Origin of the sequence: Cellulosilyticum sp. WCF-2, from assembly GCF_003990395.1 — a bacterium.
GTDB classification, from domain to species: Bacteria; Bacillota; Clostridia; order Lachnospirales; family Cellulosilyticaceae; genus Cellulosilyticum; species Cellulosilyticum lentocellum.
On the sequence record NZ_CP034675.1, the window covers coordinates 632,481 to 655,791 of the forward strand.

Below are 23,311 nucleotides of genomic sequence, written 5' to 3' on the forward strand. Positions count from 1 at the left end.
AATTAATTTTACTAAAATGCATGGCATAGGCAATGACTATGTTTATGTAGATGGTTTCAAACAAACACTAAAAGATCCCAATGCATTTTCTGAATTTATTAGTGACCGCCATTTTGGCATAGGTTCAGATGGGTTAGTAATCATTCTACCTTCTGAAATAGCTGATTTTAGAATGCGTATGTTTAATGCAGATGGCTCAGAAGGTAAAATGTGTGGCAATGCTACTAGATGTATTGGCAAATTTGTATATGAAACAGGTTATACTGATAAAAAAAATATTTCTCTCGAAACTTTAAGTGGTATTAAATATCTTACACTTACAGTCGAAGATGGAAAGGTGGTTTATGTAGAGGTTGATATGGGAAAAGCTATTCTTAAACCACAAGATATTCCTGTTATCTCTGATCAAGAAACCTTTATTAATACACCTATCTCTATTGATAATGAAATTTATTATGGTACTTGTGTTTCAATGGGTAATCCTCATGTAGTAGTTTACTGCGAAGATGTAGACCTATTATCTTTAGAAAGTATTGGACCCAAATTTGAATTTAATCCACTCTTTCCTGAAAGAATAAACACAGAGTTTGTGCAAATAATAGATGATAGCACTGTTAAAATGCGTGTTTGGGAAAGAGGTTCTGGAGAAACTTGGGCTTGTGGAACAGGCGCATGTGCTGTTGCTGTAAGCTGTGTTTTAAATGGCTACTGCAAAATCAATGAAGAAATTACTGTTAAATTACGTGGAGGTGACTTAAAAATCACCTATAAGGAAGATGGTACTGTCTTAATGAAAGGACCTGCTACTAAGGTCTTTGAGGGTACTATAGAATACGAGGAGGCTTAAAATGGCATTTATTAATGATCAATATTTAGAATTACAAGATAGCTACTTATTCTCTACTATTGCAAAAAAGGTAAATGAATACGTAGCAGCTCACCCTGATAAAAAAATTATTCGCATGGGTATAGGCGACGTTACTCGCCCTTTAGTTCCAGCTGTACTTAAAGCAATGCATGATGCAGTTGATGAAATGGGCCAAAAAGAGACTTTTAAAGGATATGGACCTGAACAAGGTTATAGTTTTCTTCATGATGCTGTTCAGTCCTACTATAAAAGTCACGGTGTAGATTTATCATCAGATGAAATATTTACTAGTGATGGTGCTAAAAGTGATGTTGGTAACATTACAGATATTTTTGGAAATGAGAATATTGTTATGATTCCAGATCCTGTATATCCTGTATATGTTGATACAAATATTATGGCTGGAAGAGATATTGTTTATTTAGATTCTAATGCTACAAATAACTTTTGCCCTATGCCACCAACTGATGATGAAATCGCCCCAGATCTTATCTACTTATGTTCACCAAATAACCCAACTGGATCTGTCTATAATAAAGAACAATTAACAGCTTGGGTTAACTATGCTAATGAAAATAGTGCTGTTATCCTGTATGATGCAGCTTATGAATGTTTCATTAATGATCCTTCTCTTCCAAAAAGCATCTATGAAATCGAAGGTGCTAAAGAATGTGCTATTGAATTCTGCAGTTTATCTAAAACAGCTGGTTTTACAGGTACGCGTTGTGGTTATACAATCGTACCTAAATCACTTACTGCTTTTTCCGTTGATGGTGATGCTGTAAGCTTAAATAAGCTTTGGCTTAGAAGGCAAACAACTAAATTCAATGGTGTACCTTATATTATTCAAAAAGGTGCTGCTGCTGTCTTTACTGAAGAGGGTCAAAAACAAATTAAAGAAAACATTGATTACTATATGAAAAATGCACGTACTATTGCTGCTACTATGGAGGAATGTGGCATCACTTATTATGGTGGTGATAATTCTCCATATATTTGGCTCGAGTGTCCAAATAATATGAAGTCATGGGATTTCTTTGATTACCTCTTGAATGAGATTGCTGTAGTTGGAACACCTGGTGCTGGTTTTGGTTCTAATGGTGAAGGTTACTTCCGCTTAACAGCATTTGGTGATGCTGATAATACAGTAGAAGCTATGGAAAGATTTAAAACCCTATATAAAAAATAATTATTGATAACAAAAAAAGTGATATCCTTGCTATTTGCTTAGGATATCACTTTTTTAGATATTTAATCTTTATTATTCTATTTAGTTCGTGAAGAAATCTAAGATATTCCATCCATCTGAAGTCTGTGCTTTATAAAGCTCTGTATATCCACATTTTGTACAACTTATGGTAACAAACTTTTTATTTTGTACATCAAATATTTTTGCAAAGTTACCACCTGTAGCTTGGAACTGATCACTTTCGTACGTACTACATTGACATTTAGGACAGCTATATTCTCTTTTTTCCATTCTATTTCCCCCTCAGCATCTAGCTAGCTTTATATAAGTACTCTATTTATACTATACCTTATTCTAGATTTAAATGCTTACTTACTATATAATTAATTCCCATAAATAATGCTACATCTAATACCATTATTCCACTCATAACAACCATTAAAGTTGTCGTACTAGACATAGTTTCAAATGGTATGAAATTCCCAATTAGCCCGGTTATTAATTGTAATACACTATTAATAATAAAAAATGCTATAAAAGAAATGATTCCTCTGTACCTTGAAAATATTGGCAATTGCCCTGTCGCTAATGCTAAATAAATCATCAATATGCCTTCTATATAAGAAAGTATCCCTATTACCGGAATAGCAACTAATACTAATGCTACTTGCCCATTAAACTCTGTTTGTATTCCTTTCATTAGCTCATTCCATAACTCAGGCCATGCATTTATAAATTCTCTAAATACTTGATAGTCACCCATTAATATAACAAATGTCATTCCTCCTACAATTCCACTTAAAATTCCCCAAATAACAGTTGTTATAAGCTTAGAAAAAATTAATTGATTAGGCCCTACAGGTAAAGTAAACATTAAGTACCCTTCATCACCTAATAAATTTCTATTAAATCTTTGTATTGTCACCATAAGTGTTAATACACCAAGAGCCACAAACAAGCCTACTAGTATTGCAGTCGTTAACCCAAATCCTAAATTTATATTTCCCATTCTAAATAGACGATTCCCTAAAGCTACTAGTATTAATGCACCATAAATAGGTAAAAATGTTCTCGAAGTAGCTTTAAATTCATACTTTAATAATTTTCCTAGCATACAAATACCTCCCTAAAGAGGGCATCAATTGACTTACCTTTTTCCTCTCTAATCTCATCTACATTACCTTTTAGTACTACTTCGCCTTTTGATAAGAATATAACCTCATCACAAATATTTTCTATCTCTTGAATTAAATGAGTCGCGATTAAAATAGAACTTGTATCAGAGTAGTTTTTAATAATTGTTTTAATAATATAATCTCTAGCAGCTGGGTCAACGCCACCAATAGGTTCATCCAAAATATAAAGCTCTGCTTTCCTTGACATGACTAAAATAAGTTGTACTTTTTCTTTAGTTCCTTTAGACATTGTTTTTAACTTAGCTTTTAAATCAATATTTAACTTATCAAACATATCTAGTGCTCGATTCATATCAAAGTCACTATAAAAATCACTAAAGAAGTTTAATAAATCTTCTACTGTCATCCAGTTGTTAAGATAAGTTCTCTCTGGTAAATATGCCACTACTTTTTTAGTTTCAATCCCTGGTTTATATCCATTTATAGTTACCATTCCTGATGTAGGCTCTAGTAATCCATTAATTAACTTGATCATTGTACTTTTACCGCTACCATTTGGCCCAAGTAACCCCACTATTTTACCAGGTGGTATGGTAATATCTACGCTCTTAAGTGCTTCTTTATGAGCATATTGTTTACTCACTTTTTCTAACTTTAAAAGCTCACTCATTTAACTGCCTCCTCTAATTCTTTTTATGCCAAAACCCTTACTCATGAATTTTATATATATTCTATCTTTTTCTCTTCTTGCTCTTTTAAGTCTTCTTCAATCAATTTTAAAAGTTCTTCCTTGGTATAGCCTAGTTGTAATAGTGCTACTGTTACTTCTTTAATTTTAGTGGTTGCATATTGGTTTCTCATGGTTTTTATTAATTCCATATCCTCTGTCACAAAACGCCCACTTGTCCTTTGACTATACACTAATTGATCTCTTTCTAATTCTGCTAATGCTCTTTGCATGGTATTAGGATTAACTCCTGCTTCCTCTGCTAGGTCCCTTACAGAATCAAGTTTACTACCTGCTGCTAGCCGCCCTGATATAACTCTTAGTTTTAATTCTTCTACTAATTGTATATAAATAGGTTTGCTATTATCAAAGTCCCATGGCATTGTGTTACCTCCTTACTGTATTAATTACTTAATACAATAATATGACTCCCGTTTTAAATTGTCAACACTTTTTTATTTTATTTTGAACTTATATTAATATCGTTATAATGTGCTTCTAATAGTTCTCCTCTAATATAAATAAAATCATATGTCCTCCAATTTCATATAAATATAAGATTAACTCAATATTTAAATCCAAAAATAAAATCAAGGGACTATGAATTTTATCATAATCCCTTGATTTTATTTTTAGCTCTTTATGCTACTTTGCTTTGCGATTCTTTTATCTCCTGTTTTTTCAAATGTTCCATATAAAGTCTTGTCTCAGTTACTACTACCCCAGAGAGACCTATTAAACCAATAAGATTTGGAAATGCCATAAGTCCATTTACAATATCAGCTAAAGCCCAGATTTCTTGTAATTTTAAGAAACCACTAATAGCCAGCATGCCAATGAATACCCAACGATAGATATTAATTCCTTTTACACCAGCTAAATATTCTAAACAACGTTCCCCGTAATAGCACCATCCTAGTATAGTTGTAAATGCAAACAAGGTTAAACAAATCGTAATAAGTATTGATCCTGTTTTAGGAAATACTTGTAAAAAGGCTGCTTGTGTTACTGCTGCTCCTTCTATACCTTCTTGACACCATGTCCCAGTAACAAGAATAGTAAGACCTGTTAATGTACAAATAATAATTGTATCAATAAATGTTCCTGTCATAGAAATAAGCCCTTGTTCAGCAGGCCACTCTGTTTTTGCTGCTGCCGCTGCAATAGGCGCACTACCAAGACCTGATTCATTCGAAAACACACCTCTAGCAATCCCTTTTTGTATAGCTTTAGCCATGGTTGCTCCTAAGAAACCTCCTACGGCTGCTCTTCCTGAAAAAGCTCCAGTAAATACTTCTCCTAATGCTGGTAAAATACTTTGATAGTTCACACCTAAAATAATACCTGATAAGACAATATATACAATAGCCATCACTGGTACAACTTTTTCTGATACTTTTGAGATACTTTTAATGCCACCAAAAACAATAATAGCTACAAGTATGGCTACTACCATACTAATAACAGGAAAACCATTTGTTGCAATCCATTCTCTTGCTCCTGATAAAATATGTAATTGGTCTAACATGCTTACTATTATATTTCCTACGTAAACATCAATACCAGCTACCATATTAATACTTGTAGAAATCGAGTTTACTTGTGAAAATGTACCTATTCCCAATAAAGCCACTAAAATACCACTTACTGCAAAGAAAATCGCTAATGGTTTAAATTTCCTCCCAAGTCCCTTTTCTATGTAATACATCGGTCCACCTGAAATCTGACCATTTGCATCTACTGTTCTATACTTAATAGCAAGTACACCTTCCGCATATTTAGTTGCCATTCCAAAAAAGGCTGCTATCCACATCCAAAATAAGGCTCCTGGGCCACCTGTACCAATAGCTGTAGCAACCCCTACAATATTTCCAGTTCCTACAGTTGCAGCTAAAGCTGTACATAGAGCTGCAAAGCTATTAATATCTCCGCTCCCTTTATTTTCTGCTTTAAAGATAAGTTTAGCGGCCTTTGGTAATTTTAATACTTGAATTAGTTTTAATCTAACAGTTAATAAAATGCCTGTTCCTACTAATAGAACCAATAATGGTGGTCCCCATACAAAATCGTTAATTGTGTTTAACACCTTTAATAAATCCATAAAAAAATACTCCCTTCTTTTAATTAACCTTAAAATAAGAGGAGTTCCTTAAGTTTATAGACTTGCTTTCCATATTAATCCCATACTTTTCAATAACTGAAATACTATAAGTAAAGATTACTACTCTAATCAACTTATAGCATTATTGTTTCCATAAATAAACTGATTATTTATTCTAAAAAAATATGTCTTTATCCCTAATTAATAATTAATTATGATTAATATAGCCTGCTCTGTCCTTTTGCCTGAGAGATTAAGCAAAATTGCTTTTGCCCCTTCGGCGCTCATAACTTGAGTCTCTCCAGAGTACTGTCAGCTATGCAGTCACCACTTATAATATTTATAAGTACCTGAGAGTGTTACTCCTTCGGTGGGCTTTACGGCCACTCTTCTGTATAGCTTCATCCAGTATTTATATTACATAAAGTGATGATAGCTTATTATTGTTTAGTTGTCAATATTTTTAGTTTAATGTCTTTTTTAGACATAAAAAGTAGGCCACTGTCATAATAACTAGGTCTTACATTCTAATTTAAAATTAGGATATCTCTTCTATAATAATGGGTCTACTTCATAATAAATTTTTCTATTTATTGGTTTATTGGTATAGTATATGGAATATCATATCTTTTTAACATCTCTTCCATACTATATAATTCCTTCAATGATAATCTCTTTATAAATCCTTCTTTACCATAATGATAGATACTATATAATGGTGCTGTACTATTAATATGATATTGAAAGGATATTTCAAACCACTTTAATCTTCCACATGGTAATAAGCGTCTATTTAATACTAGTTCCCTTACCTGATCAGTAACTTCTCCTATATACCATTCTTGAGAGCCCTCTTCAGATGCTTTTATTTTTCTACACTTAAGATAGTATAATAACTCTCTAATAATCTGCTTTTCATGGTTCCAGCATCCAATACAGATATACTTACTTTGTTCTAATCCTATTTCTAGTATTCTCTGTACAACATCCTGGTCTATATATACCTCTCCACTTTTCTTCTTTCCATGTATATAAAGTAGAGTATCTTTTAAGGTATTTTCTTCTACTTCTTCTTTTATTATATCTCTTTGCTCTTTACTATTTATTTGATTTAAATGAATTTTTTCTGCATATAGACTATGAAAACTGATATTAGGCTCCTCTTGACTAAAATCTAATATAACAAAATTTCCTCTATTTTCACTACTTGTCATAGCCCCCGGATCAATAACATTTCCTTTTAAAAAAATCTTATTTTGATAAGTCATTTCTGGTCTATGACTTCCACCCATTAAAATATAGTTATAATCCTCATCTTTTAATTTTCCCATAATATGATGGGCTGACTTTTGAAGAATTTCTGCCCATCCATTTATATGACACATTAACAGTTTCTTATTATTAATATTTATCATTTTTATACTAGGTGATAATTCTATTTTTTTTAATCTATCTTTACCCAGTTTTTTTCTTATCCATTCTCCTTGAGCAATTCCTTCTGATTTTTTCACACTATGAAATAGACTATCTTCGTCATAGCCTTTAATGTTTATAAATCTTTTATCTACCCAAATCCGATCAAATACTTCACATGGATTTGGCCCATTACTGATATAATCCCCCAAATTTAAAATAAGCTCTACATCTTGCTTATTTATATAACTTATAAATGCATCTAGCATCGATAAGCTAGCATGAAGGTCTGAGATAACTGCTACTTTTTTTGCTTTCATACAAAAATAGACCTCCCCAAATCTCTTTAACTGACTCTTCTATTATTTATTTCGTCAATAATACAAATTAATTAATATTGTCCTTGTATAATAAGTTTTTTTTCTGGTATTTCTTATATCTGATTCTATTTTCACACTAATTATGCTATGATACACTTATATATTTATATTCTTTTGTATAATCCAAGGAGGCTTTTATGAAATCTGAAATTAAAGGTAGAAACTTGCTTCTTACTATTGGCTGTATCGCTATTTTATTTGATTTGCTATCTACTGTTTTTTCTATCTATACATTCCTTAAAGAACCGAGTCTTATCAGCTACACTATTAGTCAGGGTATTTTTAGATTATTAATCGAGATTGCTTTAGTCATATTCTGCTATAAAGGTCATGCTTGGGCAAAATGGATATTATGTGTTATTCTTGCCTTTTCAAGTATTATACTACTCTTACAATATACTAGTTCAGGTAGTTTCATCCTTCTTATTATAAGTATAATTTATCTTGTTTCAGGCGCTCTTTTACTTACCTCTCCATATATTAAAGAATTTATGGCTAATCAAAATTCCAAATAAAGGTTCACATTCCATTTTTACGTTATATATGCTATGATAAATATAAATTTTATTTTATTAAAGGGGACTTTCTATGTATAACTTTTATAATCTTAATCCTAATCATTCATCACCTGAAACCTCTAATCACGTTACCTTAGATATTAATCTACCACTACATAATGATACATTTTATGAATTATTTAATATTTATGCAGATCATCCTACTGAAGAAAACCAAGACAAGCTTGGTAGTTATTTAAACACCATTAACTACCTGATTGGCTTTTTCCCTAGTGATAATTCTGCTGAAAATTCTACTCAGATAACTATTAGTAAATATGATGATTTACATTTACTAATCTGCTCTACCAAAGAGCGAGAAGTATACCTTCCAGCCTTTACTACTACTACTGAACTTCAAAATTGGTGTACGGAATCTATTAATACAATCTCTGTTCCTGCGGAATGGTTATGGAAATTTGTTTTATCTCAAAATAATTTTGCAGGTATTGTTATTAACCCTGGAAGTATTGGTTGGACTATTAATTACGACCACATTCGTTCACTTTTAGATGACATTATTCATGATTAGATGTCTATTAATGCTTACTTTATCTAGAAAGGCTATTTAAATGAATTCTAAGCTTTCAACAAAGAATCTAACCATCTGCCGTTATCTGCAATACTTGTTGTTAGGTATATCTTTTTTCCTTTTTTCTTCTAAAATACCTATTTCGCCCTGGTATATACCTTTGACCACCTATGTATTGCTCTATATACTTATTCTCATCATCTTGCAAATTATATTACTTGTATATACTTGGTATATGTATGAAAAAAAAGATACCTTTAAAATCATTCGTATGATATGTATTTTTCACTTCTTTTTACTTTTATTAATGTTTTTCTTATGTATCTTAAATATTAAATGGTTCAATTTATTTAGTATTTTAGTAACAATCCTTATCGTATTACTCATTATATATCAGAAAAAGAGCTATAAAATGATTTAAATCATTTATAGCTCTTTTTCTCTCTTATCTTTTTATAAATACAAAAAGTTTTAAGATAATAAAAGTCACTGGTACACCCACTATAGCTGCTAATGCATAAGCAACCAATTTATGAAGCCCTAATAGATTAACAATAATCAAGACGGCAATAAACTGTATTAAGAAATTAGGAATCGTAGAGAGTACAAATTTAATAAATTTCTCTAATGAGAATCCTTCTTTGAAGGTAAATACACTATTTAAAACATATGACACAACAATTCCACTTATATAACCCGGTATAAAGGCAATAATAGGTCCCATGATTTCTGAATAAAACCACGAAAAAACAATACCACTCAATGAATTGATACATCCAATAATTAAAAAACATATAAACTGTTTATTAAAGAATATTTGTTTTACTTTTGTTATTCCATTCATTTTAACTTTCCTTTATCCTTTTATAAGAAAAGAGTATGTGAATTACATACTCTTTTTATTCATTGCTTGTTCTATTGCTTGAATTTCTTCCTCTGATAAATTATAAGTAGACTTACCTCCATTGATTGGTTTAGCATATGTATAACATCCATCTCTACCATAGATTCCATTTAATACTACTCCATCATTCTGTTCATCTAATAACGCCACTATATATGATAGATCGGCTCCCATATTAGCAATAGCTTGATATCTCACTACTCCCACTTTTTGAACGCAATTCTTAACGGTTTTTTCCATATATTCAATAGAGGTTTGCATTTCCTTTTCATTTTGTAATAAAACATTGAGTTTCTTAGTATACTGGACTAACAGTTCTTCTAAATTAATATCTTCTTTAGACATAAACATTTCATACCTACGCTGAATTTTTTTCATTTTAGCCGCATTAACACATACTAAAATCATAAGTATAATAACTAATAAACCTAACCCTAATACGATATAAATTAAATAATCATTTAATAGTAACTCTATTTGTTCCATGTCACTTACTCATCTTCTTTCATTTTACTTATTAGCATTAATAATTTGTATGATTCTAGATAATTCTTCATCTGAATAATACTCTATTTCTATTTTCCCCTTTTTGGCCCCTTTAGAAATAGCTACTTTTGTTCCTAAAACACGTTGTAAGTCTTCTTGTATTTCTCTATAGAATGGATTGTATAATTCTTTTTCTTTATCTTTTTTCTTTTTATCCTTATTACTTGATAAGTTTTGAATATATTTTTCTATTTCTCGTACACTTAGTTGTTTTTCAATTACTAAATCAGTAAGTTGTTTTTGCAGTTTTATATCCTTTACCGCAAGAATAGCTCTCGCATGCCCATAGCTAATAGCATCTTCTCTTAACTTTTCTTGTACATATGGCGTTAATTTTAATAATCTCATGATATTAGTTACAGCTGTTCTACTTTTACCTACTTTATCAGCTACTTGTTCTTGTGTTAAATCAAAGCGTTCCATTAATAAGCTATATGCACAAGCTAATTCCATAGGATTAAGGTCTTCTCTCTGTATATTTTCAATCAAAGCAACTTCTAGAGTTTGTTGATCAGAAAAGAGCTTAATAATAATAGGAAGCTCTGTTAAACCAGCTAATCTTGCAGCTCTATAACGTCTTTCTCCTGCTACTATTTCATATTTATTATTTTTTTCTCTTACAATGAGCGGCTGTATGACACCATATTCTAATATAGATTGGCTTAACTCTTGTAATTCTTCTTCACTAAATTTCTTTCTTGGTTGTCCAAAATTTGGTTCAATATCATTGATATCTACAATTTTAATTGTTGCTTCGCCTTCTGCTGTTATATTTAGTGCTTCATCTGACAAGAGCGCATTTAATCCTCTCCCTAATCCTCTTTGTGGCTTCATTATTATTTGTTCCTTTCTATAAATTCCTTTGCTAATGATCTATATTGTTCTGAACCTTTTGATTTTGGATCATAACAAATACAAGACATCCCAAAACTTGGTGCTTCGCTTAATCTTACACTTCTTGTAATTTTAGTATTATATACTGTACTACTAAAATGATTTTTTACTTCTTTTACTACTTGTGAAGATAAGTTAGTTCTATTGTCATACATAGTAAATAGAATTCCTTCTAAAACCAACTTATTATTCGTATTCTTTTTTACCAATCCAATAGTCTGTACTAATTGTGATAACCCTTCTAATGCGTAATACTCACACTGCATTGGTATAAGTACAGAATTTGAAGCAGTTAAAGCATTAATAGTAAGGATATTAACTGCTGGCGGGCAGTCAATAAATATGTAATCATACTCATTGCTTACTGTCTCTAGCTGTTTCTTAAGGATAAATTCACGTTGCTTTGTGTTTACTAGCTCTACTTCTGTTCCTGCTAAATTCATATTGGAAGGTATAATGTATATATTTTCATGCTCTGCTTTTTTTATTACATCTTTTATATTTGCTTCATTTACTAAAATATCATATATTGTTGCTTGGTTTTGACCTTTTAGTACACCGCAACCACTTGTTGCATTTCCTTGCGGGTCAATATCTACAATTAGAACCTTTTTCTTCTTTTCAACGAGTGCAGCTGCTAAATTGACAACTGTAGTTGTCTTTCCAACTCCACCTTTTTGGTTAACTACTGCAATGATTTTACCCATAACATTCTCCTTCTTTTTCTTCTGTACTTCTTTAATCAAGTATATCATAGGATAGTTTTTTTATAAACTGTTTATGCTAGTATTTTGATAAGTTTTATTTATAAAGTTTTCCATATTTATCTCTCAGTACTATCTATTCTTTCATATTATATATTTTATTACAAAGGAAGAATCTATTTTTCTCGTTATGCCATTCCATAATTTATAACTAAATTACTTTATAATTATTCTCATACTGAACTAGCGTAATTCATTATACTAATTTATAACAAGTCATTTTATTAGCTAATTATGTTAGAAATATCTGTTTTAATTTCTATTTACTTTTTGTTTTGTTATTTTCGATAATATGTACTTCCTATATGTTTCACGTGAAACATTTTAAAACATTAACATAGATGTTTCACGTGAAACATATCAAAAAAGGTAGAAAATCCGACTTAGATTTTCTACCTTTCGCCATAATATTACATTTGTACAGGTGCTTTAATTCCTAGTAAGTGTAACGCGTTCTTAATAGTATACTTTGTAGCTATAACAACTGCTAATCTTGAATTTTTCACTGCCTCATCTTCTACTAGAATTGGTTGTTCATTATAAAATTTATTGAAAGCTTGTGCTAAATCTACTGCATATCTTGCAATATAAGATGGTTCAAAATTAGCTGCTGCTGATTCAATTACATTTTTAAAATCAGCTAATTCTTTTGCTACTGCTAAAACAGTATCATCTGCAATCGCTGATTCTGATATTTCAAGATCTGGTAAATTATCAATATCTAATCCTGCTTTTTTAAGTAAGCTACACGCCCTTGCATGAGTATATTGTACGTATGGACCAGTTTCTCCTTGGAAGTCTAAAACACGTTCCCATGAGAATTGAATGTCTTTAATAATATTATTATACATATCATCAAAAATAACTGCACCAATACCTACTTGATTTGCAACTTCATCTTTATTATCAAGATCTGGATTTTTTTCTTCAATAATTTTCTTTGTTTTATCTACTGCTTCTTTTAAGATATCTTCTAAGAAAATAACATTTCCAGAACGGGTAGATAATTTAGCACCACCTTCCATACTTACCATACCGAATGGTACATGAACTAAATCTTTTGCCCACTCCCATTCCATTTTTTCAATCACCTTAAACCATTGTGCAAAGTGAAGATTTTGTTGGAGTGCAGTAACATAAATACATTTTTTAAAATCATAAGTTTCTTTACGATATTTAGCTGCTGTAATATCACGAGTAGCATATAATGAGCTACCATCATTTTTAGTAATTAAACATGGTGCCATATTCTCTTCATCTAAACGTACGATTTTTGCACCTTCACTTATCTCAATAAGTCCTTTATCTTCTAAGTCTTTAATAACTGCATCCATCTTATCATTATAAAAAGCTTCGCCATTGTAACTATCAAAAGTTACACCTAGCATCTTATATACTCTCTCAAATTCATTTAAACTCACTTCTTTAAACCATTTCCAAAGTGCTAATGCTTCTTCATCACCTTGTTCCATTTTTGTAAAATAATTTCTTGCTTCTTGATCCATTTCAGGATGCTCTTTTGCTTCGTCATGGAATAATACATAAATTCTAAGTAACTCAGAAATACCTTTTTCTTCAACTTCTTCTTTACTAGAATATTTCTTATAAGCTACAATTAATTTACCAAACTGTGTTCCCCAGTCACCTAAATGATTAACACCTATGCAATTATACCCTAATGCTTCAAAAATATGATATAAACTGTTACCTATTACTGTCGAACGCAAGTGTCCTACATGAAATGGCTTCGCAATATTTGGTGAAGAATAGTCAACAACAACATTTCCTTTATTCTTTTCTTTTGCCAAACCATAACTTTCTCTATCAGCTAATACTGCTAATAAAATCTCTTTTACAAACACAGATTTATTAAGGAAAAAGTTAATATAAGCATTTACGTTCTCAGCTTTTTCTATAAAATCAATTTCACTTAAAGTATCTACAATATCTTTTGCAATCATAGGAGGTGCCTTTCTTAAAGCTTTAGCTAATTTAAAACATGGAAATGCATAATCACCCATAGCCACATTATTAGGTACTTCAATCATGCTATAAATTTCTTCTACTGATAATGTATCAATTTTTGTATTTAAAAGCTTGGCTAACTCTAATTTAAAATCTTTCATTTATATTCTCCTTCGTCCACTCAATGTATTATTATATTTTATCGAAATATACACATTATATCAAGTTATATTACAGATTATCTTCTATTAACCTACTCATCATATTACTCATAGCCTTTCAAATTTAATTAGTGATTGTCTTTATCTTATTTTTCTACGATCAATACCTATTTATCTGTTTAATGCAACCATTCATTCTACCTTTCAATATAAGTCTCATTGTTCTATTATTACATTAAACTCTTCCTCATATTTGAAATCTACAAGAAATAAAATACCTCATTGCCTTATTGTTACCTATAGTAATACATATTAAGCATTTGATTAAATTAATCTTTTACTCAAAATAAAAGCGACTTTCTATTCTAACTAGAAGTCGCATGATTTTTATGTAAACTATTGGTTGATTGGTATTTTAATTCTAATTTCATAGCTGTCTGCATGTTCTTTCATAGTGTATTTTGCATCTACACCTGCTTTTTGAATTAAATTAACAGCTTCTGTAATTGTGTTAGTAACTAATCTCATATCTCTTATATATGATTTTACCTTTTGATTAGCTTTGTGTTTAATCATATCTTCTTTGGTGATATCCACTAGCATCTGTTCAATGATTTGTTCTGTTCTTTTTACATTAAGCTCCTGTTTAATGACCTTTTCTAAAGCCATTAACTGATATTCTTCATTAGGTAACTTTAACAGTGCTCTTGCATGTCTTTCTGTTAAATTGTTTTCTATTAGTAATTTTTGAACCATTGGAGACAATTTTAATACCCTTAGTTTATTAGCTACTGTAGATTGATTTTTACCTAATGTTGCTGCCAATTCCTGTTGGGTATAACCATAGTCTTGCATAATTTTATGATAAGCTTGGCTCTCTTCTAGGAAATTTAAGTTCTCACGCTGTAAATTTTCAATTAGAGCAAGTACAGCACTATCTTTTGTGGTTACTTCTACAATTACTGCAGGTATAGTTTCAAGTCCAGCTAATTTAGATGCTTTTAATCTTCGTTCTCCTGCAATAAGCTCATAGGAGTTACCTATCATTCTTACTGTAATAGGTTGCATTAGTCCATGTTCTAAAATAGAATCTGCAAGTTCTTGTAATGCCGCATCACTAAATACCTTTCTAGGTTGATATGGGTTAGGTATAACGCGGTCAATTGCAACATGTTCTATTTTTAAATCTTTTTGCATTTAAGTTCTGCTCCCCTCTAAAATAACAGTTTTGCTATCTATCAGTATAACATATTTTACCTATAAAAGCCATAATATAATAAGTCGAACACTTTTCTACTTTTTTATATGATATAAACAAAAACAGACCATAGTATCTGTTATAGCCTAAAAATCTATTAAAATATACACTGCAAATAAGCCTAAGTTCATTTTTATATGCACTTAAGCTTATTTTAATACCCAACCTGGTATCTTGGTCAACACTACTTTTACATCTTTTCTATCGGCCTTAGGAATATCCCTCAGTTTCCTTCAGAAGATCTTCAAAACATATAAGGTAGTTCAAAAAAACATTTACCAAGGAGGGGTACATAAAAGCTATCCATATGTTATGGGCCCGAAAGCTTTCATACTTTGGAAACTGGTAATACAATATAGAGGAATAAGCTACTCAATCTTTCTTTTCAACTTATATTGACCGCAAGTGCTAGAGCTGACTACAATAGTAGCTGATAATTGGCGCTGGGGATGCTAGAAAGCTTTATCTTATTTACTTCACTTATATATGTTATCAGTATGGTATTCACCTAATTTTTTAAAGTATTTTTTCCTAGTTGTGTTCTTAACCTCTCCTTATGTAACTTATCTCTCTGTGGATTTTATATAAGTATCTAAAATAACTTACCTGCTTATTGGAAATTCATCCCCCGTTACAACCAACATCATTGTATCCTTTGTATTTGATAAAACCATATAGTCCCCTTACTTTTTAATCATCTTATACCTGTTGATAAATTTTATACCTTTTATTTTATTATTATCCACAACTTATTTTTTATTTATTTATCCACATTATATATTCTTCTAGACTATTATCTTTATCCCTGATGCAGGTTCCTATATAAAAAAATTATAGACTATTATCCTGATAACTAATAGTCTATAATTTTACATGTTACATTTTATACTCCAAGAGGAGCTTTTGTCGGTTCTCCTGCTTTTCTTGGATATTTAGTCGCGGTTGGTTTTACTTTTCTAATCTTAGCAATTTTATGATCTAGATCTGTAAATGGTACGCCTGCATGAATAACTTCTTCAAGTTGACCACCTAATATTTTAATTGCTTTTTTCCCTTGCTCTAATTCTTCCTCTATCTTTTGACCTTTTAGGGCCATAAGATAGCCATCTATTTTTACAAAAGGTAGAGTATATTCACTAAGCACAGCTAAATTCGCTACTGCTCTAGAAGCACAGATATCAAATCCTTCACGGTAAGCTTTATTTTTACCTAAATCCTCTGCTCTAGAATGAATACATTTTATTCCTTTAAGTCCTAATTGATTAATCACTTCTTCTAAAAAAGTTAATCGTTTTTTTAAAGCATCAACTAAGGTTACTTCTAAATGAGGAAATGCTATTTTAATGACTAAACCAGGAAAACCTGCACCTGTTCCAATATCAATGACTGTTTTTTGAGTATTCATGTCAATTGCTTTTTGAATGGTCATACAATCTAGGAAGTGTTTTGTCATTACTTCTCTATCTTCTGTAATAGCTGTTAAATTCATCTTTTCATTCCATTCCTGTAACAATGACTTGTACATTATGAACTGATTTAATTGAGTTTCAGTTAGGTTAATTCCTAATTCTTTTGCTCCATCTAATAATAATTGTTTCATTAAACTTCCTCTTTCTCAGTACTTTCATCTTTGTGGCTGCGGTTTCTTTGCTCTAAATAAACTAATAACATTGAAATATCAGCTGGTGAAACCCCTGAAATACGTGAAGCTTGACCGATAGAAATAGGTCTTACTTGTTCAAGTTTTTGTTTAGCTTCAAGTCTTAAACTATAGACATCATCATAATTGATATCTGCTGGAATAAGTCTTTTTTCTAGCTTTTTAAATTGCTCTACTTGACGCATTTGTCTTGTGATATAGCCTTCATAGCGTAATTCAATCATAACTTGTTCAATAACATCAAGTGATAAATCTGGTCTATCTGTATCTACTTCAGTAAAATCTTCGTATTCAAGCTCTGGTCGTTTTAAAATTTCAGCTAATGCAATACCTGAACGAAGAGGTGTACTTCCTTTTTTCTCTAATATAGCTTGTACCTTTTCACTTGTTCCCACATATACATGTTTTAATCTTTCAAGCTCGGCATCAATCGCTGATTTCTTAGCTGCAAAATGTTCATATCTTCCCGCTGATATAAGACCTGCTTCATAACCTTTTTGCGTTAAACGAAGGTCTGCATTATCTTGCCTTAAAAGTAATCTGTATTCAGCTCTTGATGTCATCATACGATAAGGTTCCTTAGTTCCCTTGGTTACTAAATCATCTATTAGAACACCTATATATCCCTCAGATCTATCAATAATCATAGGGTCACTACCATCTACTTTTAAAGCTGCATTAATACCTGCTACAAGTCCCTGTGCTGCTGCTTCTTCATAACCAGAACTTCCATTCATTTGTCCTGCACTAAAGAAACCTTCAATAGCTTTAAGTTCAAGTGAATGTTTAAGTTGCATTGGATTAATGCAATCATACTCAATAGCATAACCTATTCTCATTACTTCAACATTTTCGAGTCCCTTAAGCGTTCTAAGCATAGCAATTTGTACTTCTTCTGGTAAAGATGAACTCATCCCTTGAACATACATCTCTGTTGTATCTTCGCCTTCTGGCTCAATAAATACTTGATGCCTCTCTTTATCTGCAAAACGTACCACTTTATCTTCAATTGAAGGACAATATCTTGGCCCTGTTCCTTCTATAACACCTGAATACATTGGAGAACGATGTAAATTATCTCTAATAATTTGATGTGTTTTTTCATTTGTATAAGTTAAATAGCAAGGATATTGATCTCTTTTAATATCCTTTTCTTTGTTTTCAAAAGAAAATGGTACAATGCGTTCATCTCCGTGTTGTGGTTCCATCTTAGAAAAATCGACTGTTCTAGCATCAACGCGCGCTGGTGTTCCTGTTTTAAAACGTCTTAATTCAATACCTAATTCTTTTAAAGCCTCGCTTAACTTATTAGAAGTTTTAAGACCATTAGGACCTGTATATTCAATACATTCACCAGTAAGACATCTAGAACGTACATAAGTACCTCCTGCTAAAACAATTGCCTTACATTCATATATTGCTCCTGTATTAGTTACTACACCTTTTACTTTACCATCTTCTACTTGTACTTCAACAACTTCCTGTTGTTTAATTATTAATTTTTCTACGTTTTCAAGTACTTTTTTCATTGCATGACTATATTTAGTTTTATCAGCTTGTGCTCTAAGTGAGTGTACAGCTGGTCCTTTAGCTGTATTAAGCATACGAGATTGAATATATGTTCTATCAATATTCTTTCCCATTTCTCCACCAAGCGCATCAATCTCTCTTACTAAATGCCCTTTTGAAGTTCCCCCTACATTAGGATTACATGGCATCATAGCAATGCTATCTAATGACATTGTAAACATAATAGTTTTCTTACCCATACGAGCTGCTGCAAGTGCAGCTTCACAACCCGCATGACCGCCTCCTATTACAACAATGTCTACTTTATCTGCAACATACATTTTTTCTCTCCTACTTTCCTAAACAAAATCTACTAAATAACTGATTAATAATCTCTTCCTTTAACGATTCACCTACGATCATCCCCAGATGGCCGAATGCATCATGTAAATCTATCGCTAAGCAATCTTCAGGAAGCCCTAATTCAATAGCATCTATTACTTTTTCCAAACTCTTAATTGCATTAATAAGAGATTGTTTTTGTCTTTGATTAGAAATGGTAGCTTCATTATGAACAGCGGCACTACCTTTAATCACAAAATGCTTCATAGCTTGTCTTAATTCATTAAGGCCTGACTGCTCTTTAGCTGAAACTTTTATAACTTCACCATTACTAAAGTGAGTCTCTAACATTTCCTGGGTAATATTGCTCTCTAAATCAGTTTTATTAAAAATATAAATAACATGCTTATTTTTTACTTGCTCTAATATCTCTTGATCTTTATCTAGAAGTCCTACATGACTATCTACTAACATTAATACTAAATCTGCTTCTTCAATAGAAGATTTAGATCTTTCTACACCTATCTTTTCTACTATATCTTCTGTCTCCCTAATTCCTGCTGTATCTAGTAATTGAAATGGTATACCATCAATATTTAAATAAGCTTCTACTACATCTCTTGTAGTACCTGGAATATCAGTAACAATAGCTTTATTTTCTTCAAGTAAGGCATTTAGCAAGGATGACTTACCAACATTAGGTCTACCTACAATAGCGGTTTTAACACCTTCTCTAATCATTTTTCCTGTATCAGCTGTTCTTAAAAGTTCTCGTAATTCTTCTAGCAAGTCTTTTAATTCAGCTTCGAAATCATTAGTAATTGGCTCATCATCATCATATTCTGGATAGTCAATAGATACTTCAATTCTAGCTATCACTTGAATTAAAGTATCTTGGTATTCCTTAATTTTTTTTGACAAATTTCCTTCAAGCTGACCAACTGCTTGTGACAATGAAAGTTCTGTTTTAGATTCAATAATGTCCATAATAGCTTCTACTTGTGCTAAATCTATACGACCATTTAAGAAAGCCCTTTTTGTAAACTCTCCATTATCAGCCATTCTTGCTCCAGCTTTAATAACTTCCATTAACACTGCATTTAATGGTACTGGACCACCATGACAGTTAATTTCTATAATATCTTCTCTTGTAAAAGTTCTAGGTCCTTTCATTAACATGATTAGTACCTCATCTAGAACTTTACCACTATCACTTACAATATGTCCATAGGTAATTGTGTGGGAATCCACTTCCTTAAGAGATTTTTTATTGGCCGCTCTAAATACTTTATCAACAATTTCTATTGTTTCTTTTCCACTCACTCTAATAATGCCAATCCCACCAACACCAATTGGAGTAGATATAGCTGCAATAGTATCTTCAAATAACAACGTGGTTCATCCTTTCTAAAAAAAAAACCAGTATTAAACTGGTTTTATCTATATGATCTATTTTGATAGTTAGGTGTAATAACCACTCTTCTAAATGGTTCTTTACCTTCACTATGCGTTTTTACAATTTTACTATCTTGAAGTGCTGAATGAATGATACGACGATCATATGGATTCATTGGTTCAAGTATAATTGGTTTTCTCGTTTTCTGAGCCTTTTTACTGAGTTTATAAGCAAGATTCTTGAGTGTTTCTTCTCTTCTTGCTCTATAGTTCTCAGTATCTAACATAATTTTAATATACTCTTGTCTTTCTTTATTGGCAACAATATTAACAAGGTATTGAATAGCATCGAGAGTTTCACCTCTCTTACCTATTATTGTACCCATATTTTTACCTTCTAAACAAATACTGATACGGTTATTATTAACAACCTGAGCTTTTACTTCACAATCAATATTCATTTCTTTTAATAACTTATATAAGAAGTCTTTGGCACGTTCTATGACTCTATTTAGCTCTTCTTCAGTTACTATAACTGCATCTTCTGAGTCTTTTATTACTTCGGCTTTTTTAGTTGATGCTGGTTTTTCTTTAATAACCGGTTCTACCTTTGCTTCAACTTTGCTTACTTGAAGCTCAATATCTTCTTTAACTACATCTTCTTTAAGTGTAACTTTAACCTTAGCTTGTTTTGCACCTATTCCTAATAATCCTTTTGAACCTTTAGATATAATTTCAATATTAACTTCATCTGTACTTGCTCCAAGTTCAATAAGAGCCTCTGTTATAGCTTCATCAACGGTTCTTGCTACTTTTTCAATAGATTTCATATCCATACCCCCAACTCTTTATAGGTTTATTATTTTAACTACTTACCTTCATTTTGGGCTATTCTTGACTGTCTGTTTTCTTTTGAACAGGTACCTTTTTCATTACTTTTTTAGTATAAGTTTTTGGCTTGTTATCACTCTCCACTGGAGCTTCTACTTTAGTTACTGGCTTCTTTTCAACAGGAACTTTTTTCATTACTTTTTTAGTTTGAATTTTATTATTCTTTCTAGCTTCTTCACGTTCTTTTTCAAGCTGAGCATCAAGTTTTGCATCTTGTTTTTCTAGAATCTTATTAACAATCCATTGTTGTCCCATCATAATCACGTTACCTGCAATCCAGTATAAAGCCAAACCTATAGGCATAGTATATGCAAATACACCTGTCATGATTGGCATAACGATATTCATCGTTTTCATCATAGATTCACCTGGATTTGCTGCTCCATTGTTTGAAGTAGCTGCTGCACTTTGAACTTGTCCATTTGCTGCCATAGTAAGTTTAGTAAAGATATATGTTGATGCACCTGCAATAATAGGAATTAATATTACCCACCATTGTGTGCTCATTAAGACACTTGGTGTATCTACTACATTAAAACCTAAGAAGTTTTCAATGCTATATTTAAGATCTAAAGCCGGTCTTACAACATCTGCTGTACCACCCATTTTATTTAAGAATTCATTCCATTGTGTTGTATTTAAATGACTTAGAAATTGTCCTAACTGCACGTTGTTATTTAAATCAAATGTTGCACGAGTAGTCATCTCAATATTGGATTTAAATGGTTCTAGTAAACTTACATAGTTAGATACAGAGGCCATAATTTTATCTGCAATAACAGTATACTCTTGTCCTAATTTTGCAATGTATTTAGCTGGCTCACGTAATACATTAAATAAAGCCATAATTAATGGTAACTGAATTAATAATGGTAAACAACCTGCAAAAGGATTAATTTTATACTTTTTGTATAAAGCTTGCATCTCTTGGCTCTGTTTAAGCTGAGATTCTTGATCCTTTTTCCCTTTATATTTATTTTGTATCTTTTGCATCTCTGGTTGAATCTTACTCATACCTCTAGATGTTCTCTGAGAAGATAATTGAAGTGGTGTTAAAAGTATACGTGCTACTAATGTAAATAAAATAATTGATATACCCAGTGCAGCTACTGGAGATATAAGGATAACCCCATCAAAAATAAAGCTTAGTATGGCACCAAAAATGTCATTAATAAATCCCATTTTATTCCTCCTAGTTTTTCTTATCGCTATTTTTTACCTTTTTCTCTGGTACTGGATCATACATAACTGAGTGAAATGGATGGCATTTTAATATCCTCTTTACTCCAAGAAATGTGCCCTTTATAAAACCATGAATTTGGATAGCTTCGTAAGTGTATTGTGAACATGTTGGAGTAAACCTACAGTGTCCTCCAAGCATAGGTGATATTCCTCTTTGATAAAATCTAATAAGTATAAGTGCTACTTTCTTAGGGATATTTTTCATAATTACAATCCTTTCTGTAGCCATAGCAATATCTCACTAACACAATATTGTATATTATACATACACTTTATGTTGTTTTAATAAATTTATCAGTGCATTAGAAATATCTTGATATGATGCACCATTAGCTGCTGATCTTGCAATAACTACAAAATCCCAGCCTTCTTTATCAATAAACTCTTCGTTTAACCTATAGCTTTCTCTAATAAGTCTAGTTACGCGACTACGTACTACACTATTTCCAACTTTTTTACTCACTGAAATACCTAAGCGATTCTCAGGCAAGTTGTTTTTATATCTATAAACCACTAAATATTTATTTGCTAAAGATTTTCCTTTTCTATATACAGTTCTAAATTCGTAGTTTTTCTTTAGCGACTGCGCATATTTCATACTTAGTACTCCTAAATTTTATAGCAAAACAAGGCCACATAAGCGGCCTTGTTTTATGCTGTTAGTTTTTTTCTACCTTTTGCTCTTCTTCTAGCGAGTACCGCTCTACCATTTTTAGTTCTCATTCTTTTACGAAAACCATGTTCTTTACTTCTTTGACGTTTCTTTGGTTGATAAGTCATTTTCATTGTGAGCACCTCCTTTATTGGATAAGTTACCACACAATATGCACATAAAAATCGATAAATAGCCACTGCACATGCGCTATCTATCTTCACA

Annotated in this window: 24 protein-coding genes and 1 riboswitch; of the genes, 4 read left to right on the forward strand and 20 right to left on the reverse strand. The window is 31.4% G+C overall.

Going from position 1 to position 23,311, the window contains the following annotated elements; genetic code table 11:
• The first annotated feature begins 1 nt into the window (after position 1).
• Both dapF and EKH84_RS02750 read left to right on the forward strand, forming a co-directional pair.
• Positions 2-847, forward strand: a complete 846-nt coding sequence (dapF, locus tag EKH84_RS02745) for a diaminopimelate epimerase (protein ID WP_127067956.1) — start codon at positions 2-4, stop codon at positions 845-847.
• A gap of 1 nt (position 848) precedes the next feature.
• Positions 849-2,057: an LL-diaminopimelate aminotransferase gene (locus EKH84_RS02750; RefSeq protein ID WP_127065064.1), complete on the forward strand. Its 1,209-nt coding sequence runs from the start codon at positions 849-851 to the stop codon at positions 2,055-2,057.
• Positions 2,058-2,138: 81 nt separating this feature from the next.
• On the opposite strand, the gene EKH84_RS02755 is transcribed toward EKH84_RS02750, so the two are convergent.
• From EKH84_RS02755 to EKH84_RS02780, 6 genes are all read right to left on the reverse strand, one after another.
• On the reverse strand, positions 2,139-2,348 hold the full coding sequence (locus EKH84_RS02755) for a zinc ribbon domain-containing protein (protein ID WP_013659191.1): 210 nt from the start codon (positions 2,346-2,348) through the stop codon (positions 2,139-2,141).
• 58 nt (positions 2,349-2,406) lie between these two features.
• Positions 2,407-3,171 (reverse strand): ABC transporter permease, encoded by a 765-nt coding sequence (locus EKH84_RS02760; RefSeq protein ID WP_127065065.1) that lies wholly within the window; start codon positions 3,169-3,171, stop codon positions 2,407-2,409.
• Complete coding sequence (locus tag EKH84_RS02765) at positions 3,165-3,863, reverse strand: ABC transporter ATP-binding protein (protein ID WP_127065066.1); 699 nt, start codon at positions 3,861-3,863, stop codon at positions 3,165-3,167. Before EKH84_RS02765 ends, EKH84_RS02760 begins: the two co-directional genes overlap by 7 nt.
• A gap of 50 nt (positions 3,864-3,913) precedes the next feature.
• On the reverse strand, positions 3,914-4,303 hold the full coding sequence (locus tag EKH84_RS02770) for a GntR family transcriptional regulator (protein WP_127065067.1): 390 nt from the start codon (positions 4,301-4,303) through the stop codon (positions 3,914-3,916).
• Positions 4,304-4,560: 257 nt separating this feature from the next.
• Positions 4,561-6,021 carry an alanine/glycine:cation symporter family protein gene (locus tag EKH84_RS02775; protein ID WP_127065068.1) on the reverse strand — a complete coding sequence of 487 codons (1,461 nt, stop codon included), beginning with the start codon at positions 6,019-6,021 and terminating at the stop codon, positions 4,561-4,563.
• A gap of 223 nt (positions 6,022-6,244) precedes the next feature.
• A riboswitch (glycine riboswitch) is annotated at positions 6,245-6,336 on the reverse strand.
• A 275-nt stretch (positions 6,337-6,611) separates the two neighbouring features.
• Positions 6,612-7,754 (reverse strand): metallophosphoesterase family protein, encoded by a 1,143-nt coding sequence (locus EKH84_RS02780; RefSeq protein WP_127065069.1) that lies wholly within the window; start codon positions 7,752-7,754, stop codon positions 6,612-6,614.
• 197 nt (positions 7,755-7,951) lie between these two features.
• On the opposite strand from EKH84_RS02780, the gene EKH84_RS02785 reads away from it, so the two are divergent.
• Positions 7,952-8,329, forward strand: coding sequence for a hypothetical protein (locus tag EKH84_RS02785; RefSeq protein WP_127065070.1), 378 nt, complete (start codon positions 7,952-7,954; stop codon positions 8,327-8,329).
• A gap of 73 nt (positions 8,330-8,402) precedes the next feature.
• Positions 8,403-8,903 carry an SseB family protein gene (locus tag EKH84_RS02790; RefSeq protein WP_127065071.1) on the forward strand — a complete coding sequence of 167 codons (501 nt, stop codon included), beginning with the start codon at positions 8,403-8,405 and terminating at the stop codon, positions 8,901-8,903.
• A 445-nt stretch (positions 8,904-9,348) separates the two neighbouring features.
• On the opposite strand, the gene EKH84_RS02795 is transcribed toward EKH84_RS02790, so the two are convergent.
• The 14 genes from EKH84_RS02795 to rpmH form a co-directional block, all read right to left on the reverse strand.
• Positions 9,349-9,747 carry a GtrA family protein gene (locus EKH84_RS02795; RefSeq protein ID WP_127065072.1) on the reverse strand — a complete coding sequence of 133 codons (399 nt, stop codon included), beginning with the start codon at positions 9,745-9,747 and terminating at the stop codon, positions 9,349-9,351.
• Between the two features lie 42 nt (positions 9,748-9,789).
• Positions 9,790-10,293: a DUF4446 family protein gene (locus EKH84_RS02800; protein WP_127065073.1), complete on the reverse strand. Its 504-nt coding sequence runs from the start codon at positions 10,291-10,293 to the stop codon at positions 9,790-9,792.
• 24 nt (positions 10,294-10,317) lie between these two features.
• Positions 10,318-11,187 (reverse strand): ParB/RepB/Spo0J family partition protein, encoded by an 870-nt coding sequence (locus tag EKH84_RS02805; protein WP_127065074.1) that lies wholly within the window; start codon positions 11,185-11,187, stop codon positions 10,318-10,320.
• A gap of 2 nt (positions 11,188-11,189) precedes the next feature.
• Positions 11,190-11,954 carry a ParA family protein gene (locus EKH84_RS02810; RefSeq protein ID WP_127065075.1) on the reverse strand — a complete coding sequence of 255 codons (765 nt, stop codon included), beginning with the start codon at positions 11,952-11,954 and terminating at the stop codon, positions 11,190-11,192.
• A gap of 467 nt (positions 11,955-12,421) precedes the next feature.
• Entirely contained in the window at positions 12,422-14,137 is a 1,716-nt protein-coding gene (gene argS, locus EKH84_RS02815) for an arginine--tRNA ligase (protein ID WP_127065076.1), read from the reverse strand.
• Positions 14,138-14,533: 396 nt separating this feature from the next.
• Entirely contained in the window at positions 14,534-15,334 is an 801-nt protein-coding gene (gene noc / locus EKH84_RS02820) for a nucleoid occlusion protein (protein ID WP_127065077.1), read from the reverse strand.
• 944 nt (positions 15,335-16,278) lie between these two features.
• Entirely contained in the window at positions 16,279-16,995 is a 717-nt protein-coding gene (rsmG, locus tag EKH84_RS02825; RefSeq protein WP_127065078.1) for a 16S rRNA (guanine(527)-N(7))-methyltransferase RsmG, read from the reverse strand.
• The gene (gene mnmG, locus EKH84_RS02830) at positions 16,995-18,905 is read right to left on the reverse strand and encodes a tRNA uridine-5-carboxymethylaminomethyl(34) synthesis enzyme MnmG (protein WP_127065079.1); all 1,911 of its coding nucleotides are present in this window, start codon (positions 18,903-18,905) and stop codon (positions 16,995-16,997) included. The genes rsmG and mnmG overlap by 1 nt, the downstream gene beginning before the upstream one ends.
• 10 nt (positions 18,906-18,915) lie before the next feature.
• A complete protein-coding gene (gene mnmE, locus EKH84_RS02835; RefSeq protein WP_127065080.1) occupies positions 18,916-20,298 on the reverse strand; it encodes a tRNA uridine-5-carboxymethylaminomethyl(34) synthesis GTPase MnmE in 1,383 nt (460 codons plus the stop codon).
• A 44-nt stretch (positions 20,299-20,342) separates the two neighbouring features.
• The gene (jag, locus tag EKH84_RS02840) at positions 20,343-21,131 is read right to left on the reverse strand and encodes an RNA-binding cell elongation regulator Jag/EloR (RefSeq protein ID WP_013659209.1); all 789 of its coding nucleotides are present in this window, start codon (positions 21,129-21,131) and stop codon (positions 20,343-20,345) included.
• A 58-nt stretch (positions 21,132-21,189) separates the two neighbouring features.
• Positions 21,190-22,374, reverse strand: coding sequence for a YidC/Oxa1 family membrane protein insertase (locus EKH84_RS02845; protein WP_127065081.1), 1,185 nt, complete (start codon positions 22,372-22,374; stop codon positions 21,190-21,192).
• A 10-nt stretch (positions 22,375-22,384) separates the two neighbouring features.
• Entirely contained in the window at positions 22,385-22,663 is a 279-nt protein-coding gene (yidD, locus tag EKH84_RS02850; RefSeq protein ID WP_127065082.1) for a membrane protein insertion efficiency factor YidD, read from the reverse strand.
• A 30-nt stretch (positions 22,664-22,693) separates the two neighbouring features.
• Entirely contained in the window at positions 22,694-23,032 is a 339-nt protein-coding gene (gene rnpA, locus EKH84_RS02855; RefSeq protein WP_013659212.1) for a ribonuclease P protein component, read from the reverse strand.
• A 53-nt stretch (positions 23,033-23,085) separates the two neighbouring features.
• Complete coding sequence (rpmH, locus tag EKH84_RS02860) at positions 23,086-23,220, reverse strand: 50S ribosomal protein L34 (protein WP_013659213.1); 135 nt, start codon at positions 23,218-23,220, stop codon at positions 23,086-23,088.
• Positions 23,221-23,311 lie beyond the last annotated feature (91 nt).

Bases quoted from the DNA above. Each gene is read 5' to 3' on its own strand.
- EKH84_RS02760 (WP_127065065.1), bottom strand. From the start codon at position 3,171: ATGCTAGGAAAATTATTAAAGTATGAATTTAAAGCTACTTCGAGAACA.
- EKH84_RS02785 (WP_127065070.1), top strand. From the start codon at position 7,952: ATGAAATCTGAAATTAAAGGTAGAAACTTGCTTCTTACTATTGGCTGT.
- EKH84_RS02765 (WP_127065066.1), bottom strand. From the start codon at position 3,863: ATGAGTGAGCTTTTAAAGTTAGAAAAAGTGAGTAAACAATATGCTCAT.
- EKH84_RS02790 (WP_127065071.1), top strand. From the start codon at position 8,403: ATGTATAACTTTTATAATCTTAATCCTAATCATTCATCACCTGAAACC.
- rsmG (WP_127065078.1), bottom strand. From the start codon at position 16,995: ATGAAACAATTATTATTAGATGGAGCAAAAGAATTAGGAATTAACCTA.
- yidD (WP_127065082.1), bottom strand. From the start codon at position 22,663: ATGGCTACAGAAAGGATTGTAATTATGAAAAATATCCCTAAGAAAGTA.
- EKH84_RS02845 (WP_127065081.1), bottom strand. From the start codon at position 22,374: ATGGGATTTATTAATGACATTTTTGGTGCCATACTAAGCTTTATTTTT.
- mnmG (WP_127065079.1), bottom strand. From the start codon at position 18,905: ATGTATGTTGCAGATAAAGTAGACATTGTTGTAATAGGAGGCGGTCAT.
- EKH84_RS02800 (WP_127065073.1), bottom strand. From the start codon at position 10,293: ATGGAACAAATAGAGTTACTATTAAATGATTATTTAATTTATATCGTA.
- EKH84_RS02775 (WP_127065068.1), bottom strand. From the start codon at position 6,021: ATGGATTTATTAAAGGTGTTAAACACAATTAACGATTTTGTATGGGGA.
- EKH84_RS02805 (WP_127065074.1), bottom strand. From the start codon at position 11,187: ATGAAGCCACAAAGAGGATTAGGGAGAGGATTAAATGCGCTCTTGTCA.
- argS (WP_127065076.1), bottom strand. From the start codon at position 14,137: ATGAAAGATTTTAAATTAGAGTTAGCCAAGCTTTTAAATACAAAAATT.
- rpmH (WP_013659213.1), bottom strand. From the start codon at position 23,220: ATGAAAATGACTTATCAACCAAAGAAACGTCAAAGAAGTAAAGAACAT.
- rnpA (WP_013659212.1), bottom strand. From the start codon at position 23,032: ATGAAATATGCGCAGTCGCTAAAGAAAAACTACGAATTTAGAACTGTA.
- EKH84_RS02780 (WP_127065069.1), bottom strand. From the start codon at position 7,754: ATGAAAGCAAAAAAAGTAGCAGTTATCTCAGACCTTCATGCTAGCTTA.
- EKH84_RS02810 (WP_127065075.1), bottom strand. From the start codon at position 11,954: ATGGGTAAAATCATTGCAGTAGTTAACCAAAAAGGTGGAGTTGGAAAG.
- EKH84_RS02750 (WP_127065064.1), top strand. From the start codon at position 849: ATGGCATTTATTAATGATCAATATTTAGAATTACAAGATAGCTACTTA.
- EKH84_RS02770 (WP_127065067.1), bottom strand. From the start codon at position 4,303: ATGCCATGGGACTTTGATAATAGCAAACCTATTTATATACAATTAGTA.
- EKH84_RS02755 (WP_013659191.1), bottom strand. From the start codon at position 2,348: ATGGAAAAAAGAGAATATAGCTGTCCTAAATGTCAATGTAGTACGTAC.
- noc (WP_127065077.1), bottom strand. From the start codon at position 15,334: ATGCAAAAAGATTTAAAAATAGAACATGTTGCAATTGACCGCGTTATA.
- EKH84_RS02795 (WP_127065072.1), bottom strand. From the start codon at position 9,747: ATGAATGGAATAACAAAAGTAAAACAAATATTCTTTAATAAACAGTTT.
- jag (WP_013659209.1), bottom strand. From the start codon at position 21,131: ATGAAATCTATTGAAAAAGTAGCAAGAACCGTTGATGAAGCTATAACA.